This window comes from Flavobacterium sp. C3NV, assembly GCF_046825355.2.
GTDB lineage: Bacteria > Bacteroidota > Bacteroidia > Flavobacteriales > Flavobacteriaceae > Flavobacterium.
Window position 1 is genome coordinate 171,038 of record NZ_JBKQBJ020000013.1, and the last position, 19,715, is coordinate 190,752.

7 protein-coding genes are annotated in these 19,715 nt (G+C 37.7%); 3 read left to right on the forward strand and 4 right to left on the reverse strand.

Annotated features, from left to right (window positions below):
• Positions 1–1,085 precede the first annotated feature (1,085 nt).
• The gene (locus tag ACIDC4_RS18250) at positions 1,086–1,916 is read left to right on the forward strand and encodes a helix-turn-helix domain-containing protein (RefSeq protein ID WP_412045468.1); all 831 of its coding nucleotides are present in this window, start codon (positions 1,086–1,088) and stop codon (positions 1,914–1,916) included.
• 40 nt (positions 1,917–1,956) lie between these two features.
• Positions 1,957–3,159 carry an MFS transporter gene (locus ACIDC4_RS18255; RefSeq protein WP_412045469.1) on the forward strand — a complete coding sequence of 401 codons (1,203 nt, stop codon included), beginning with the start codon at positions 1,957–1,959 and terminating at the stop codon, positions 3,157–3,159.
• 43 nt (positions 3,160–3,202) lie between these two features.
• On the opposite strand, the gene ACIDC4_RS18260 is transcribed toward ACIDC4_RS18255, so the two are convergent.
• The 4 genes from ACIDC4_RS18260 to ACIDC4_RS18275 all read right to left on the reverse strand — a co-directional run bounded on the left by ACIDC4_RS18260 (position 3,203) and on the right by ACIDC4_RS18275 (position 8,967).
• A complete protein-coding gene (locus tag ACIDC4_RS18260; RefSeq protein ID WP_412045470.1) occupies positions 3,203–4,210 on the reverse strand; it encodes an FAD:protein FMN transferase in 1,008 nt (335 codons plus the stop codon).
• A 315-nt stretch (positions 4,211–4,525) separates the two neighbouring features.
• Positions 4,526–6,715 carry a PepSY domain-containing protein gene (locus tag ACIDC4_RS18265; RefSeq protein WP_412045471.1) on the reverse strand — a complete coding sequence of 730 codons (2,190 nt, stop codon included), beginning with the start codon at positions 6,713–6,715 and terminating at the stop codon, positions 4,526–4,528.
• Positions 6,716–6,918: 203 nt separating this feature from the next.
• A complete protein-coding gene (locus ACIDC4_RS18270; protein WP_412045472.1) occupies positions 6,919–7,401 on the reverse strand; it encodes a DUF2271 domain-containing protein in 483 nt (160 codons plus the stop codon).
• A 69-nt stretch (positions 7,402–7,470) separates the two neighbouring features.
• Entirely contained in the window at positions 7,471–8,967 is a 1,497-nt protein-coding gene (locus ACIDC4_RS18275; protein WP_412045473.1) for an ankyrin repeat domain-containing protein, read from the reverse strand.
• 631 nt (positions 8,968–9,598) lie between these two features.
• Here ACIDC4_RS18275 and ACIDC4_RS18280 point away from each other — a divergent pair.
• On the forward strand, positions 9,599–19,715 hold a 10,117-nt coding region (locus tag ACIDC4_RS18280; protein ID WP_488381156.1), incomplete at its 3' end, for a beta strand repeat-containing protein.

Here is a 19,715-nt window from a genome sequence, read left to right on the forward strand (position 1 = left end):
AAACAATGTCATGGCCCACGGATGACACGGAATTGCTTCGCAAAAACGCGGATTTACACAGATTTTTTGTCATCCTGACGAAGGAAGGATCACACAAGAAGCTCGACAATCTTTATCATGGCACACTAATGACACGGATTTGCTTCGCAAAAACGCGGATTTACACAGATTGCGTTAAACAATCAACACGCAACATAACCCCAAAGTATTTGTCATCCTGAGGCACGAAGGATCACACAAGAAACTCGACAAAGTAACTCGACAAAGCTTGCGGCATCACTTTACGGAATTACTTTACGGAGTTCCTAGTGTGATCCTTCGTTCCTCAGGAAGACAAGCTTGCGGTTACTTTACGTTAAGCAAATGACAAAGAATAAAAATCCGTTTTAATCCGCGTTTTTGCGAAGCAAATCCGTGTTATCCGTGTGCCATGGCAAAGAAACTCGACAAAGATTGTGGCATCACTTTACGGAATTACTAGTGTGATCCTTCGTTCCTCAGGAAGACAAGATTGTGGTTACTTTATGGAAAAAACAATCAACACGCAACATTACCCCAAAGTATTTGTCATCCTGACGCAGGAAGGATCACACAAGAAACTCGACAAAGAAACTCGACAAAGATTGTGGCATCACTTTGCGGAATTACTAGTGTGATCCTTCGTTCGTCAGGAAGACAAGCTTGCGGTTACTTTGTGTTAAGCAAATGACAAAGAATAAAAATCCGTTTTAATCCGCGTTTTTGCGAAGCAAATCTGTGTCATCCGTGTGCCATGACAAAGAAGCTTGACAAAGATTGCGGCATCACTTTACGGAATTACTAGTGTGATCCTTCATTCCTCAGGAAGACAATCTTGCGGTTACTTTGCGTTAAGCAAACGACAAAAGAATAAAAATCCGTTTTAATCCGCGTTTTTGCGAAGCAAATCCGTGTCATCCGTGTGCCATGGCAAAGAAACTCGATAAAGATTCCGGAGTTACTAATGTGATCCTTTCTTTCAGGATGATAAACTTTGTAGTTCACATTATAATGTGGTCAGGCTTTGATATATTCTTCTTTATATTTGTCTCTCTTAAATTTTAATTATGCTTAATTTCAAATTGCACCATCTCGAATTTGACGCTCCTGAAATATTGCAGGATAGCATTAAGTGTTTTTGGTACGACAGACGAGATTCCTGTGAAGAATTCTCAGATTTTGAAGTTATGCCGGATGGTTATGCTGAAATTATTTTTTATTTTGGAAGTACCTGCAGTGTTTCTTATAATGGAGTTTTACAGCCCTTGCCATCGCCGTTTATAATGGGATTACTCAATCAGCCTGTTATTTTAAATTCGAATAACCGTTTAGAAATCATTGCTATAAGATGTTTTCCGTGGACTGTTTTTGATTTACTCGGATTGCCATCAGGAAAGGGTAAAGACGGAGTACATATTTTCGAACATCCTATTGCTCAGCTTCAATCACGTTTGAATGAATTAATTCAAAACCATAAAATAGAAGAGGCGATTGCTCATGTACAAGAGTTTTTTGTGAATGTACACTCACAAATTCCTACTGACAGTTTATTGTTTAAAGCTGGACTGGCAATGCGAAACGCCAAAGGAATTATTCCGGTAAGTGAAGTAGCGTCGGCGGCTCACGCAACAGTTCGTACATTAGAAAGAAACTTCAAGCAATCGTCCGGTCATAGCGTAAAAGACGTGTCAGGTTTGATGCGTTTTGAGCAGGTACGTAATCATTTATGGCATTTTCCCAATGCTAATATTGCCGGTTTGGCTCAGGAATTAGGGTATACAGATCAATCTCATCTTAGCAGAGAATTTAAGCGCTACAGCGGTACCACGCCGGGTGCATTTGCACGAAAAGCAAAACAGACCATCAGCAACGATTTTGTCGCGTTTGTACAATCCTAAGGAATGCCCTTTTTAGAATTTTGTCTTTCAATTATTACATATGAAAACAAAATCAAAAAAACACATATTTTGGATTATCATCGGGATTGTACTCCTTAATTCTATTGGCATGTCGGTTGTATTGCCGTTGTTACCGTTTATTGTTGGTAAATATCTTCCATCAGAACAAATTGTTGTAGGTATGAGCGCGCTTATGTCGGTCTTTGCAGCCTGTACATTTTTTGCAGCACCCATTTTTGGATCGTTAAGTGATCGATACGGACGAAAATATATTCTTATTTTCAGTTTATTAGGATCAGTAATAGGCTATGTTTTATTCGGAATTGGTGGCGCATTATGGATTCTTTTCCTCGGACGTATTATCGACGGTCTTACAGCTGGTAATATCAGTATTTTATTTGCTTACATATCTGATTCGACTGAACCAAAAGAAAGAGCCAAGTGGTTTGGTTATATAGGTTCTGCGATGGGAATAGGCAAATTAGGAGGTCCCGCATTGGGCGGATTGTTAGGCGGAATTTCTCTTTCGCTGCCGTTTTTTGTTACTGCGGGATTAATTTTTATTTCGGGTTTGGCGACTTATTTTTTATTGCCTGAATCTTTGGTTCCTGAAAAAAGAACGAAACATTTAACGTTGAATAGTTTTAATGTGTTTTCGCATTTTAAAGATATTTTTAAGCTAAAAAACGTTAAGATGTTACTCATTTTAGGCATATTTTTTTATATAAGTCTCGGGATTTTTCAGTTTAACTTTACCATTTTTCTAAAAGATATTTACAAATGGGGCCCCGTATTTATTGGCACAATGCTAACATTGGTTGGTATTTGCGAGATTATTTCGCGAGCCGTTTTATTGCCCTGGTTATTGAAACGTTTTAACGAAAAGAGTATCGGAATTGCGGGCTTAATTGTTTTTGGAATTGGTCTGGCATTAATTATGAGCAGCGTATTTCTATCCTCCATAATAATTATTTCGTGTGCTGTCATCTTTATAATTACTGGAGAAGGCTTATTCGATCCCACTTATAATGCAAGATTATCACAATCAGTAGACGAAAGTAATCAGGGAAAATTACAGGGTGTAAACCAAAGCTTGCAATCGGCAAATAATATGATTATGCCATTGGCAGCCGCTGCTATTTATTTTTATAGTCCTTGTATATTGTATGCAACCGCTACATTTATTGTATTGGTGGCCATTATTATATACGCGAAATACATTCCGAAAACAAGAAAAAGCTGAAACTCTAAAGCATCATTTTAAAATAATAAATTTTTAAAGAAAACTAGAGTCTGGGTTTGAATTTCTTTATTTTAAAGTTTTTCGATTTTACTAATTTTCCGTCATCCGTAATCATTACGCAACTATAATCTGGATATTTTTTGAGTAAAAGCAAACCTTCTTTTTGTCCTAAAACCATTAAAGAAGTACTTAATCCGTTTGCTGTTTCTGCATTTGGACCAAAAACCGATACGCTGCACAATCCGGTTGCGGGATAACCTGTTGCCGGATTTATAATATGTGAGTAACGTTTTCCGTTAAAAACAACAAACTTTTCATAGCTTCCTGAGGTGGTTACAGCGCCATTGTTTAAAGGAACAACCGCAAATAACGCATCGGGATGAAAAGGGTTCGTCATACCAATATTCCAATCCTTGCCATTGGGTTGTTTTCCCCAGGCAGTCATGTCGCCGGATCCGTTTACGATTCCGGCTTTAATGCCTTTTGCGAGCATCATATTTCGGCATTTATCTGTTGCATATCCTTCGCCTAAAGCTCCGAAACCAATTTTCATTCCCTTTAATTTTAGAAAAATAGTAGATTGAACCGAATCCAGAATAATGTTTTTATAGCCTACTTTTTCTACCGATTTTTTTATGGCTTCCGCCGAAGGCATTTCGGTCATCGATCCATCAAATTTCCAGATTCTGTCCATGGCGGCAAAACTCACATCAAAACCGCCTTTTGTAGCTTCAGAAAATTCAATAGCTCTTTGTGTCAGTTCAAAAACTTCACGATCGACTTTTATAGGTTGAATCCCCGCATTTTGATTGACTTGTGAAACTTGTGAATCCGGTTTCCAATCTGAGATTAGATTTTCGATTCGGGTAATTTCTGCAATAACCTCGTCGATATTTTGTTCTGCCAAAAGAGAATCTTTTGCTACGATCGTAATATCAAAACGCCCGCCCATTAATAGAGTCGTTCTTTTTCGTAATACTTGTGCGTTGACTGATAAACCGCAGATTATTACAGAGAAAAACAGGAATTTGTATAGAATTGATTTGCGCATGGTGACTTTTTTAGAAGAGTTTTGGACACGAATTTCACGAATTTACACGAATATAAATGTTTAATTTTAGTGCGCTTAATTATTTCACTAATGAAAACCTAAATTTAAAATGTACCGCCAGGTAGAAAATATTGGTAGAAAACTATGTTCGAAAAATGCGTTAGCGTGCCGTAGGTACGTAATAGCAATGCATTTGTTGCGTAACTACGGCACGCCGGCTGTTTTTAATTTATGATTTCTACCAATATTTAGTCCCACTGGGACTTACATAGTTTACAATCAAAATTAATTAGTGAAAATTAGTGCAATTAGTGTTTAATAACAATCCGTCAATAACTGACCATTCTCTCTATAATCTGATATACTTTTTACATTTCTTTCAAGACATAACTTATCCAGAATAGCTTCGACATCTTTTTGCATGGCCAGTGATCCGCAAATCATGATAACGCCATTTTCTTTTAGTAAATTAATAAAAAAATCAGCATCGCGTTTGATGAGATCCATTACATAAAAATGTTCTGCTTCGCGGGATAAAGCCAAATGAAAACTTTGCAGTTTCTGTTTTTCCATCATTTCTGATGTAAACTTTTTATATCCTGAAACAGTTTCGGTTTCCATACGGAATCCGGCATACAAATGCGTTTCTGTTTTGGTTTTATTCTGCTCGATCATCCCAAGGAAAGGCGCAATACCAGTTCCGTTGGAAATAAAAGCTACTTTAGAAACCTTATTTGGAAAATGAAAAGCTTTATTATTGATGATTTTGGCCTTGATTGTATTTCCGGGAATAAGATTATTTAGAAACTCAGAACCCAATCCGTTTGGATGTAGTTTTACGACCAATTGTATGTTACCTGAATGATTACCAATAGAGTAGAGGCGTTCTCGCGTATCGTTTACCGGATAAATAGCCAGTAAATCTCCTGAACTAAATTTGGCTCTCATATTGGCTCTTAAAGTCAGTATAAAAGTCTGTTCGTGCTCAGAAACCAGTGTTTTATCTAAAACCATTAGTTTCTGCAAACCTTTCGGGACATGATTGTATAAAGAAGGCGTTGTCGATAACGGAATTCCGGTTTTGGCACTCCATAATTTTATCCATTCTACAAATTCTGTTGCCGATTTATCGTTTACGGTTTGTACATCAAGGAAACGCTCCGCCCAATCTTGATTTTCTAATTGTTTATCAATTTCAAAAGCAAATTCACAAAAATCCGGATAAGCTTTCGAACCAAAACCAACTACCGAATAATTGATTTTTTGCTGTTGCGGATATTTCTTTAAAAGAGATAAAAATTTGCTTCCGTTAAAAGGGGCATCTCCCAAGCCGTGAGTAGAGGAGAAGACAATAATATGTTCCGCTTTCGGAAAAGTGGTGTAGCTGTTCAATTCGGTAATAAAAGCCTTTTCTCCGTGACCAATCAATTGTTTTAGAATGGCATTGGCAAATCGAAGCGAACTTCCGTTTTCAGAACCGGCCAAAAGTATGAACTTACTTTCATTGGCTTTGAATTTATTTTTAATGCGGCTTGATCTTCTTTTTAAGGTAATAGCAAAACCAGAATAAATGAAAAACAGAATATTAATACTCGCAATCGCCAATATAAATGCCCAGATTCCGTTGGTTTTTCCGGTATGAAGATTCAGGCTTAGATCAGCTAGCTGAACGGTGATTGCAGAACGTTTTTCCGTCACAATGGCACCTGTAACCTGATTCACTTCGATTTCACGATCTTTTAACTGAATAATATAATATTCTTCGGGATCATCTGTAAAAGGAAATTCGATTTTGTTGACATCCGCCAAAAGAGTAGTCGAAAATACAGAAACAATTTTTCCTTTTGGAGCTTGTACAATCTCTGATTTTTCTTTTTTCTTTTTTTCTTTCCCCATAAAAAAGTTGAATCTCTCCAACGATAAATAGGTTCCGGTAAGCGCAATAATCAAAATTGGAATCAATGCCAATCGTCCTAAAACAACATGATAATATTGGGCAAAATAATCTTTTACCACTTTTGAAAAGAAATTACGGATGCCTCTTTGTCTGTTTAAAACAAGAGCAAAACCGGAAATCGCGATTAAGAATAATAAAAATGAAATTACACCAACAAAAAATCTTCCCGTTTCATGAAGAAACAAAGAACGATGAAAACCGGTAACCCATTGAATAAATTCGCTCTTTTTTATTGGTTTACCTAAAGCTTTACCCGTTTTAGGATCAATATAAGAATTGATATCATTGCCATCCTGATCAATGGCCTGTAGCGTTACAAACTGATTATGATCTACGCTTAACTCTGTAATTTCACCATACTGTTTTTTTAATAGGGGTAAAGTTTCTGCCAGCGTTATTTGGTCGAAATTTTCTACCTTATACGGAAGTGTTTTTTCCTGCATCGCATCAACTGCCAGAATAATTCCTGTAGTTGAAGCTAAAATTAAAAATAAAGAAGAAAACAAAGCCAGAGCCAAGTGTGCGTAACGCCAAAAAGAAAGAGTCATTGAGTGGTATTCGAATGTATATTAATTCTCATTTTTGTCATTTCGACGAAGGAGAAATCCTCGCAAGTAGCTCGACAATTTAGGGAAAAACTTTGCATTAGTTTTTTACGCAGATTTCTCCTTGGCCGAAATGACAATCATTGTGGTTATTGCAACTTTGTCAAAATTCAAAACTTTGAAAAAGTTTACTCAGAGCGAAAATATTAAATCTTGTTTAATCGTACGTATCTGATATAACCTTTACCTTCTGTTTTATCAGCCAAACCTTCAGTCGTAAGCGGAATTTCAACATCATTTACATGATACTTCTGATCCTCAACAGCCGATTCAAAACGTAGTTTATATCCTTTATTAATTTTCGAATCATCGATTTCTATGGTTGTAATGCTGCGATCTCCGCCAGTAACAGATGCTCCGGTTTTGGCACTAATATCAGCAGGTTTTGCGGTCTGGAATTTGTTCCATTCTTTTAGTGATTTGTACCATTTTTTATCATCACCCATTACATAAAGTGTTTTCTCATATTCTCCCTTAGAATTAATAAGAGAAACTACGATATAAGCACCTTCTCCCATATAATTAGACATTTGCAGCATGCATTTGTACTTGCTTGCCTGAGCATTTGCCTGAAAAGAGATTAAAAAAAGTAAAGTAATTGTAAGAGCTATTTTAAATATTGATTTCATGTGGAATTTTAGATTTTAGACTTCGGATTTTAGATTGAATTGGAATTTGGAATTTTAAAAAATTAGAATTTAAGATTTTAAGAATTCAACCGAAACATTGTTTTTCGTTAGCGATTCATTTTCTTTGGCCAGCGCATAAGCGCTTTCGTCAAATTCGGTATTGATGTCTTTTTTGGCACCAAGAGATACAAGATATTTTAGGATTGAATCGTCTTTGGCTACCATTGCAGCTTTGTGTAAAGCCGTAAGACCGTCTTTGTTTTTAGCATTAACATCAATATTCAAAGAAGCTAATTTTTTTAGCAAAGCCAAATCATTTTTAGCAATAGCGAAGTGATATAAAGTACTTCCGTCTTTTTGAGCAGCTGCAAGGTTTAATCCTTTATCCTGAAGCAATTTTATTTTAGCTTCAAAAGGATCTTTTGCAGCATTAGCCTCGCGTCCTGCCGGTCTGTACGATTGTACTAAATAAACGCCAAGATTATTTCCGTCTTTATCTTTTACATTCACATCTGCACCTTTGTTTAAAAGCAGCGCAACCGCTTCAGGCGTTCCTGATCTTACCGCCATTGTCAAAGCCGATTCGCCTTTCAGGTTTTGTAAATTGATGTTTTTTGCTTTTGGTAATAATTGTTCTAAAACAGCAGTTTCTCTTGCTCCGGCAGCAATCATAACAGGAGTGTTTCCGTCTTTGTTTACTTGGTTGGCATCGACACCTTTGCTTAAAAAGTAATTGATAATTTCAGTCTGATTTTGTTTGCCTGCCAAAAAGTGCAGTACATTTTCTCCTGATTTAGTGGTAAAAGTTGGTTTTAGTTTTACTTCTTCTACTAAATATTTATAAGCTTCAAGAGGCGTTGTTTCTCTGCGTGTTCCCTGAGTAGCAACCAGAAGGGCATTATCTGTAGGTTTAACTTCTTTTGCTACAAGTTTTTTCAAAAGAACTACATTTCCAGTTCTTGCAGCATAGTCAAAAGCAGTTTTTCCGTTATTATCAACATCTTTAAATGATAATCCTTTAGTTGTAAGGTAGTCACTAAGCGTAAGGTCTTTATCAAACGGAATGGCCATAAGTAACAAATTGGCACCGTCGTTATATTTTTGCTTTGGATTTATTCCGGCTTTAAAAAAAGCATCACAAACTCCTGAATTCAAAAGGCCATTTCCTGCCGCAAAAACAAGTGGGGTAGTACCATGACTGTCTTCAAAATTAATATCAGATTCTTTTGAGATTAGGTATTCTACCAATTCTGTATTTCCTCTGTAAGCCGCCCAGTGCAAATAAATACGATTGTCGTGGGTAGGTTTGTTTACAGGATTTCCGGGTTGGTCTAATAAGAATTTTATACTTGCCAGAGGCGCATCATTATTGATAGCGATCACAACAACATCAAAAGCATTTGCATTGGATTCAGAAGGGTTGTTTCCTTTTGCTATTTCGGCTTTAACGGTGGTAACATCTGGTGTAGCTTTCCAAAAAGAAGCTTCTAACATCGTGTTTTTTTGTTGGGCACTAACAAATAAAGTTGCGGCTAATGCGAAAGAGATAAAAATATTCTTTTTCATATTGGGTATTTATTGTTTTGAAATTCGTTTGAGGTTGTTTTTTGTTTACCCTAATATCTTTTTTATATAAAAACTATTTAGAATAATTAAAAATAACGCAAATGTAAAAAATAATATTAGTAAATCAATTTTATTTAGGAATGAAATGCCCAATTCTAATGCAATTTTAATGTTGCAATCTCTTTAGACTTGATTTGTTTTTAATTTTTTTAAAACAGTTATTACTTTTTTAAATAGCGCTTTTAAAAAAAATACATAAAAAAAATTGTTCCATTTTATAAAATGAAACGCCTTTCCTTCTTTTTTTTCAAAATAAACGTCAATTCATAGTAAATTTACTTTTGATTAATGTGTTGATTATTAGGTGTGTTTAAAAAAGTAAATAAATTTTGTTTTACTTTTTTATAGCTTTTCAAATTGTCTATCTGCCTCAGATTTTATTTTACCTCTCTTATCTTCCTTTGAAAAGAATCCGGAAATGCATTTGTTAAATTTTAAAACGATCTCTTATCAATAGGGCATTTACATTTAGTCTTATAAGAGCTTTAGTTATTGATTGTAAAGAATACTTTGTTAGCTGGTTTATTATATAATGTGGTTCCTTTTTCTTCAAAATTTAAAATTGAATAATATGAATAAAAATATACTTATTATACTGGTATCGCTTTTGTTTAATTTTGGATATGCACAAACTAACACGTGGACTGGTGCAATAAATACGGCATGGGAAAATGATTTAAACTGGAGTCTTGGAGTTGCTCCGCAAGCATTAGAAGATGTTGTTATACCTCCTGTAGTCAATCAGCCCGTAATTTCGACAGCTGGTGTAACTTGTACGGCACTTACTTTAGGAGCGGGAAGTAGTTTAACAATTAGTGCTTCAGGAACTTTAGCAGTTATTGGTGAAATTACAATTACTGCTCCAACCTTTGATAACGGTAATACTACGCTTGCCGTAGGATCAGGAACATTGGCTGCAGGAGGAATTACTATGGAAGCCGGTGTAAATGATACCCGAAAATGTCATTTGACTATTGATACAGGAACTGCAAATGTTGTAGGGAATGTTATCATGACAGGATCAGTTCTCCAGAATAATATAGCTTTTACCAGCATAGGTTCTTTAAATATTGGAGGTACTATGACTGGTGGATCTTTAACTCCTGGTATTGGAGAGGTAAATTATAATGGTCCGGCAGCACAGGTAGTGGGTAATTATGTCTATGATAATCTTACTTTATCCGGTGCCGGAATTAAGACTTTTGATAGTGCCATCGCGGTAAATAATACTTTATCTATTGAAGCCGGAGTAGTTGCAGACTTAGGAACATTTATTCATTCAACATTTTTGCTATCTCTTAATGGATCAAATTCTACAGGAACCTGGGGAGGAGTGGGGTCCGCAGCTATAAACATAAGCCCAACTTTTTTTGCTGCTAATAGCGGAATTGTAAATGTTGGACCCCCAACAGTTCAGGCAACTAATGTTGTTTTTACAAATACTACCTCAACAAGTACTAATGTTAGCTGGACAAATGGCAATGGAGCTTCCAGAATAGTATTTGTTCGTGCCGGGTCAAGCGGAAATCCTGTACCACTTAATTATTTTGCATATACGGCTAATTCGTTTTTTGGTTCTGGAACAGAAATTGGATCAAGTGGCTGGTTTTGTGTTTATAAAGGCATTGGTACAACGGTAGATCTTACAGGTTTATCTCCCTCAACAACTTATCAGGTTATGACACTGGAATATAATGGTTCATTGGGGCATGAATTGCATCTTACAGCGACTAGTACAGGAAATCCTGCAGAGATAAGTACTATTACACTAGGGGCTAATACAATAGGTCCAGGTGGTGTTTTGATGGGACTTAATATGTGGTTAGATGCAAGTAATGGCGTTACGTCATCGGGAAATAATTTAACAGGATGGTCTGATATTACTGCTATCAATACCTTTACAGTAAGCGCTACGCCACCAACGGTTACTACAAATGCTATTAATTTTCACCCTACGGTAAACTTTAATAATAGTGATGCTGTAGCGACTTATCCCGCAACACAAAACTTGACTGGTAGTTCGAATATTACTTATGTAGATGCGTATGCTGTTTTTAAAGTCAATAATTCAAATGGTGGTACCGTAATTGGAAGTACTGTAGCAGGAAATAGCTATGGAAGAGCTGTCTTTTCACAAAGTGGCGGACGAATGTATACAGGAAATGGAAATGCTAGTACTTTTTCATTTTTTCCATATACAGATGTGGCAAATTTTCATTTATTTTCAATGGAAAAAAACAGTAATCTAACTATCATTGGAAGACTGGATGGTAATAATCAAGTAATGAACGATCAGGGCAATTTTTCTTCAATTAATTTTATTCCCACCGTGGGTACTACGAACAATAACGGAGTAGGTAGTGGATGGAGACATCTTACAGGAAATATTGCAGAGGTAATCATATACAACCAAAGCGCAGCAACGCAAAAAATTAATATTGAATCTTATCTGGCTTTAAAATACGGAATTCATAAAGCAGATAATTACGTTAATAGTGCTAATACTGTAATTTGGGACGCTACCGCAAATGTAGCTTATCATAATGACGTTTTTGGATTTGGTCAGGATGATCTTTCGGGTTTAAATCAATCTATTTCAAACAGTATGAATACTGGAAGTGGAGATGGTACTGGGCAAAGTGCAAAAGGAAATATTATTATTAGTAATCCTTCTTCATTAGTTAATAATTCATTTTTAATGATTGGGCACAATGTAGCTGCCCTTACAGAAACTATTGTACCTGTTGGAAGTGATTTTGCAAAGAGGATACAAAGAATTTGGAAAGTTCAAACTACGTCTACTCCCGGAACTGTAACATTAAGTTATGATATTACAGGGCTAACTTATTCAGCTCAAAATACTAGTGATTATAAGCTCTTGGTTGATCCAACAGGAACAGGTAATTTTAATGGCGGATCTGTAGTACAATATACAGCAGTATCATTAGTTGCAAATAAAGTTTCTTTTAATACTGTTGATTTGCCAACAGGTGCAGTTTTTACTTTTCAAACATTATTAAATCCTACAGTTCAGGCAACAAATGTTGTTTTTACAGCTACCACTGGTACAACTACTACAGCCAGTTGGACAAATGGTAACGGTTCGTCGCGAGCAGTATTTATGTATGTAGGATCCAATGGGAGCCCGGTTCCTGTAAATAATACAACTTATACTGCAAGTACAACTTTTGGAACAGGAACCCAAATAGGAACTACAGGTTGGTACTGTATTTATAATGGTACAGGATCAACTGTAAATATAACAGGTGTGACTCCTGCGACAACGTATCAGGTTATGACTTTGGAATACAATGGTGCTGCAGGAAATGAGATGTATCAAACCGCTGTAAGTACAGGAAATCCTGCCTCAGTTACAACGCTTAACAATATCGCAACCTTAAGTAATTTAACCATTAGCGAAGGCACATTAGATCCCGTTTTTGATACAGGAACAACAAGTTATGTTGCAACAGTGCCAAATGCAGTAACAAGTTTAACAGTAACACCAACGACCACAGATACTAATGCAACAGTAACCGTAAACGGTTTAACAGTAACAGGTGGAAGCGCATCTGATCCTATTAGTCTAACGGTAGGACCAAATGTTATTACAACAATAGTTACAGCCCAAGATGGTACAACAATAGAAACTTATACCATAACCGTAACCCGTGCTCCGGCACCACCCATTATTACAAGTTTTAGTCCTGAAACGGGGCCTATTGAGACAACAGTAATTATTAACGGAGAAAATTTTGGAGCAACAATTGCAGAGAATACTGTTTATTTTGGCGCGGTAAAAGCTACAATTGCATCGGCTAGTGCAACAAGTTTAACAGTGACTGTTCCAGTGGGAGCAACCTATTTTCCTATAACAGTATTAAACAATACTACCGTTTTATCTGCCAATTCTCTGGTACCTTTTATACTAGATTTTGCACCAAACAAAGGAAATATAACTACTGATGATTTTATGCCACGGATCAATTTTGCAGAAATTGGTTCTGTAGAAGAACTGGTAGTTGGAGATTTTGACGGAGACGGAAAACCTGATCTGGCCTTGACACTTCCACATTTAGATCAATTGACATTTCTTCGTAACACAGCAGTTAGTGGCACCATTGATGCCACATCTTTTACAGCTGCCGGTATTTATACATTAGACGATTATCCTGTTGGAATATCAGTAGCAGATATAGATGGTGATGGCAAATTAGATATTGTAGCCGCAAACTATCATGTTTCTACAATTTCTATTTTAAGAAACACCTCATCAGGAGTTGGAAACATAAGTTTTGCTCCTCAAATATTATATAATTCGGGTCTGGATCCTTACAGATTGGCAATTGGGGATATCGATGGTGACGGAAAATTAGATATTGCTACAGCGAACAAAACAGGCAATTCGGTTTCTGTTTTTCGTAATTTGTCACCAGGAATCGGGGTAATCAGTTTTGATAATAGAATAGATTACGCTGTAGGGAATTCACCTTACGGAATAGTAATAGGAGATATAGACAGAGATAATAAAATTGATATTATAACAGCAAGTGCAAATACTACAAACCCGATATCGGTTTTGCGAAATATTTCAACCGACGGAGCTATTAATTTTGAATCTCAGGTAAATTTTTCTACATCTTTTTCAGCTTATGATGTCGCAATTGGTGATTTGAATAAAGATGGCAAAGACGATCTCGCCGTAGCCAATGCGAATGGTAATTTTGTATCTATTCTCACCAATACGTCTTCCGGAATTGGCAACATAAATTTCGCCTCTCAAGTTGATTTCCCTACAAATGGCATTATAAATAATGTAGCTTTTAGTGATCTTGATGGTGACGGAAATCTGGATTTAGCAGTATGTGTTAACGCGAATGACTTATCTGTATTTCGTAATACTTCTACAGCAGGCGGAGCAATAAGTTTTGCAAACCGGGTTGATTTTGTAAACCAACTTAACGCAAATTCTGTAGTAGTGGGAGATTTTGACGGAGACGGTTTAAACGATATGGCCACTGCCAATTATGAAAGTAATAATAACATATCTGTTTTCCGTAACAACCCCTTATTTGCACCAACTGTTCAGGCGACCAATGTTACATTTACCAATACGACAGGAACCACAACAACAATTAGCTGGACAAACGGAAACGGATCATCCAGAGCTGTCTTCATGTATGCAGGCGCAAGCGGAAGCACACCATTGCCATTAAATTTCACTACCTATACTGCAAATGCAGCCTTTGCGACCGGAGCTCAGGTGGGCACATCGGGATGGTATTGCGTTTACAACGGAACCGATGCAACAGCAATCGTTACAGCTTTGACTCCCGTAACTGAATATCAGGTAATGGTAGTAGAATACAACGGTTCTATCCCCGGAAACGAAATGTATCAAACAGCAACAAGTACCGGAAATCCTGCAGCAGTTACAGCTCCCAATAATATTGCAACCTTAAGTAATTTATCGATTAGCGAAGGCACATTAGATCCTGTTTTTGATACAGCAACAACAAGTTATATTGCAACAGTGCCAAATGCAGTAACAAGTTTAACAGTTACGCCAACGACCACAGATACTAATGCAACAGTAACCGTAAACGGTTTAACAGTAGCAGGCGGAAGCGCATCTGATCCTATTAGCCTAACGGTAGGACCAAATGTTATCACAACAATAGTTACAGCCCAAGATGGTACAACAATAGAAACTTATACCATAACAGTAACCAGAACCGAACCCACAATTGTAACCACCGGAACTTTATCGGCATTAACAACAATTTACGGAACACCATCAGTATCAGGAACTTTTAATGTTTCAGGAAGCGATATGGCCGAAGGAATTTTAATCACAGCACCAACAGGGTTCGAAGTAAGTTCAGATGATCTTACATTTACAAATTCAATTACTGTTGGTGCAGCCGGTATAATTGCATCTACACCAGTTTATATCAGATTAAAAGGAACAGTTCCCGCCGGCACATATTCCGGAAATATTGTGCTAACAAGTACTAATGCAGCTACAGTAAATGTAGCAACGGTTTCCAGCACAGTAACCCCAGCAGCATTAACAATAACAGCCGATAATAAAACCAAAATGTATGGAGATGATAATCCAACTCTAACGCTTAGCTATTCAGGTTTTGTAAACGGAGATACTGTCGGGAGCTTAACTTTAGCACCAATTACAAGTACAGCCGCCGTAACCGGAAGCCCTGTCGGCGACTACACTATTAGCGTAAGCGGAGCTGCAAATCCTAACTACACAATAACTTATGTTGATGGAACTTTGACAATCACAAAAGCACTTTTAACGATCACAGCCGATGATCAAACAAAAGTTTACGGCGAAGCAAATCCAACACTCACAGCCACTTATTCAGGATTTGTCAACGGAGATACAGCAGCAAATTTAACGACAGCTCCAACAATTACCACCACAGCATTAGACGCAAGCCCAGTAGGAACCTATACCATTACAGCCACCGGAGCAGTCTCTGACAATTATGATTTCACTTACGTGAATGGAACTTTGACAATTACCAAAGCACTTTTAACCATCACAGCTGATGACCAAACCAAAGTTTACGGTTCAGTAAATCCAGCACTTACAGCCAGTTATTCCGGATTTGTCAACGGAGATACAGCAGCAAGTCTAATTACACCACCAACAATTTCCACAACAGCTTTAGATGCAAGTCCAGTCGGAACCTACACCATTACAGCCAGCGGAGCAGTATCCGATAATTATGATTTCACTTATGTGAATGGAAACCTGATAATCACCAAATCACTTTTAACCATCACAGCAGATGATAAAACCAAAGTTTACGGCGAAGCAAATCCGACACTCACAGCCAGTTATTCCGGTTTTGTAAACGGAGATACAGCAACAAATTTAACTACATCTCCAACAATCACCACAACAGCATTAGACGCAAGCCCAGTTGGGACGTATACAATAACAGCAAGCGGAGCAGTCTCTGATAATTATGATTTCACTTACGTGAATGGAACTTTGACTATCACCAAAGCAGTATTAACCATCACAGCAGATGATAAAACCAAAATTTACGGATCAGCAAATCCAACACTTACAGCCAGTTATTCCGGTTTTGTAAACGGAGATACAGCATCAAGTCTAGCAACGCCACCAACAATTTCCACAACAGCTTTAGACGCAAGTCCAGTTGGAACCTATACAATAACAGCCAGCGGAGCAGTCTCTGATAATTATGATTTCACTTACGTGAATGGAAATCTGACAATCACTAAAGCACTTTTAACCATCACAGCCGATGATCAAACCAAAGTGTACGGAACAGCGAATCCAGCACTCACAGCCAGTTATTTAGGATTTGTAAACGGAGATACAGCATCAAGTCTAGCAACGCCACCAACAATTTCCACAACAGCTTTAGACGCAAGCCCGGTTGGAACCTATACCATTACAGCCAGCGGAGCAGTCTCTGACAATTATGATTTTACTTACGTGAACGGAAACCTTACAATCACCAAAGCACTTTTAACAATAACAGCCGATGATAAAACCAAAGTTTACGGCGAAGCAAATCCAACATTAACGGTAAATTATTCAGGATTTGTAAACGGAGATACAGCAGCAAATCTAATTACAGCTCCAACAATTTCCACCACGGCTTTAGATGCAAGCCCAGTCGGAACCTATTCAATAACAGCAAGCGGAGCAGTCTCCGATAATTATGATTTCACCTACGTGAATGGAAATCTGACAATCACTAAAGCACTTTTAACCATAACAGCAGATGATAAAACCAAAGTTTACGGAGCAACGAATCCGACACTAACAGCCAGTTATTTAGGATTTGTCAACGGAGATACAGCAACAAATCTAACCACAGCTCCAACAATTTCCACAACGGCTTTAGATGCAAGCCCAGTTGGAACTTATGCAATAACAGCCAGCGGAGCAGTTTCCGATAATTATGATTTCACTTACGTGAATGGAAACCTGACAATCACCAAAGCACTTTTAACCATTACAGCCGATGATCAAACCAAAGTGTACGGCGAAGTAAATCCAACACTTACAGCCAGTTATTCAGGTTTTGTAAACGGAGATACCTCAGCAAGTTTAACCACAGCTCCAACAATCAGCACAACAGCATTAGATACAAGCCCAGTTGGAACTTATGCAATAACAGCCAGCGGAGCAGTTTCCGATAATTATGATTTCACTTACGTGAATGGAACTTTGACAATTACCAAAGCACTTTTAACCATCACAGCCGATGATCAAACCAAAGTGTACGGAACAGCGAATCCAACACTCACAGCTAGTTATTCAGGTTTTTTAAATGGCGATACGTCAGCAAGTTTAACCACTTTGCCAACAATTTCCACCACAGCTTTAGATGCAAGCCCGGTTGGAACTTATACCATTACAGCTAGCGGAGCAGTCTCTGATAATTATGATTTCACTTACGTGAATGGAAATCTGACAATCACCAAAGCACTTTTAACCATAACTGCTGATGACCAAACCAAAGTTTACGGAACAGCAAATCCAGCACTCACAGCCAGTTATTTAGGATTTGTCAACGGAGATACAGCAACAAATCTAACCACAGTTCCAACAATCACCACAACGGCTTTAGATGCAAGTCCAGTCGGAACCTATACCATTACAGCCAGCGGAGCAGTCTCTGATAATTATGATTTCACTTACGTGAACGGAAACCTGACAATCACTAAAGCACTTTTAACCATCACAGCCGATGATAAAACGAAAGTTTACGGAACAGCCAATCCAACATTAACGGCCAGTTATTCCGGTTTTGTCAACGGAGATACATCAGCCAGTTTAACCACAGCTCCAACAATCACTACGATCGGAGATGATGCAAGTCCAGTTGGAACCTATACCATTACAGCCAGCGGAGCAGTCTCTGATAATTATGATTTCACTTACGTGAATGGAAACCTAACAATTACAAAAGCACTTTTAACGATAACTGCTGATGATAAAACCAAAGTTTACGGAACAGTAAATCCGACATTAACAGCTAGTTATTCAGGATTTGTCAACGGAGACACAGCAACAAATCTAATTACGCAGCCAACAATCACCACAACGGCTTTAGATGCAAGTCCTGTTGGAACTTATACAATTACAGCTAGCGGAGCAGTCTCTGATAATTATGATTTCACTTATGTGAATGGAACTTTGACAATTACCAAAGCACTTTTAACTATCACAGCCGATGATAAAACCAAAGTTTACGGAACAGTAAACCCGACACTAACAGTCAGTTATTTAGGATTTTTAAATGGCGATACATCAGCGAGTTTGACAACTTTACCAACAATCACTACGATCGCAGATGATACAAGCCCGGTTGGAACTTATACCATTACAGCCAGCGGAGCAGTCTCTGATAATTATGATTTCACTTACGTGAATGGAAATCTGACAATTACCAAAGCGACATTAACAATAACTGCTGATGATAAAACCAAGGTTTATGGAGCAGCAAATCCAACTCTAACGGCCAGTTATTTAGGATTTGTAAACGGAGATACGTCATCAAGTCTAGCAACGCCACCAACAATTTCCACAACAGCTTTAGACGCAAGTCCAGTTGGAACCTATACAATAACAGCAAGCGGAGCAGTATCAGATAATTATGATTTCACTTACGTGAATGGAAACCTGACGATCACCAAAGCACTTTTAACGATCACAGCCGATGATCAAACCAAAGTTTACGGAACAGCAAATCCAACATTGACAGCCAGTTATTCCGGTTTTATAAACGGAGATACATCTGCAAGTTTAACCACTTTGCCGACAATTTCCACAACAGCTTTAGATGTAAGCCCTGTTGGAACCTACACAATAACAGCAAGCGGAGCAGTCTCTGATAATTATGATTTCACTTACTTGAATGGAACTTTGACAATTACCAAAGCACTTTTAACGATCACAGCCGATGATCAAACCAAAGTTTACGGCGAAGCGAATCCAACATTAACGGCAAGTTATTCCGGTTTTGCAAACGGAGACACGTCATCAAGTCTAATTACACAGCCAACAATTTCTACAACAGCATTAGATGCAAGTCCGGTTGGAACCTATACAATAACAGCTAGCGGCGCAGTATCCGATAATTATGATTTCACCTACGTGAATGGAACTTTGACAATCACCAAAGCACTTTTAACCATCACAGCCGATGATCAAACCAAAGTTTACGGAACAGCAAATCCAACATTGACAGCCAGTTATTCCGGTTTTGTAAACGGAGATACATCTGCAAGTTTAACCACTTTGCCGACAATTTCCACAACAGCTTTAGATGTAAGCCCTGTTGGAACCTATACAATAACAGCTAGCGGCGCAGTATCCGATAATTATGATTTCACCTACGTGAATGGAACTTTGACAATCACCAAAGCACTTTTAACCATCACAGCCGATGATAAAACCAAAGTTTACGGCGAAGTAAATCCAACACTTACAGCCAGTTATTTAGGATTTGTAAACGGAGATACATCTGCAAGTTTAACCACTCTGCCAACAATTTCCACAACAGCTTTAGATGTAAGCCCTGTTGGAACCTATACAATAACAGCTAGCGGCGCAGTATCCGATAATTATGATTTCACCTACGTGAATGGAACTTTGACAATCACCAAAGCACTTT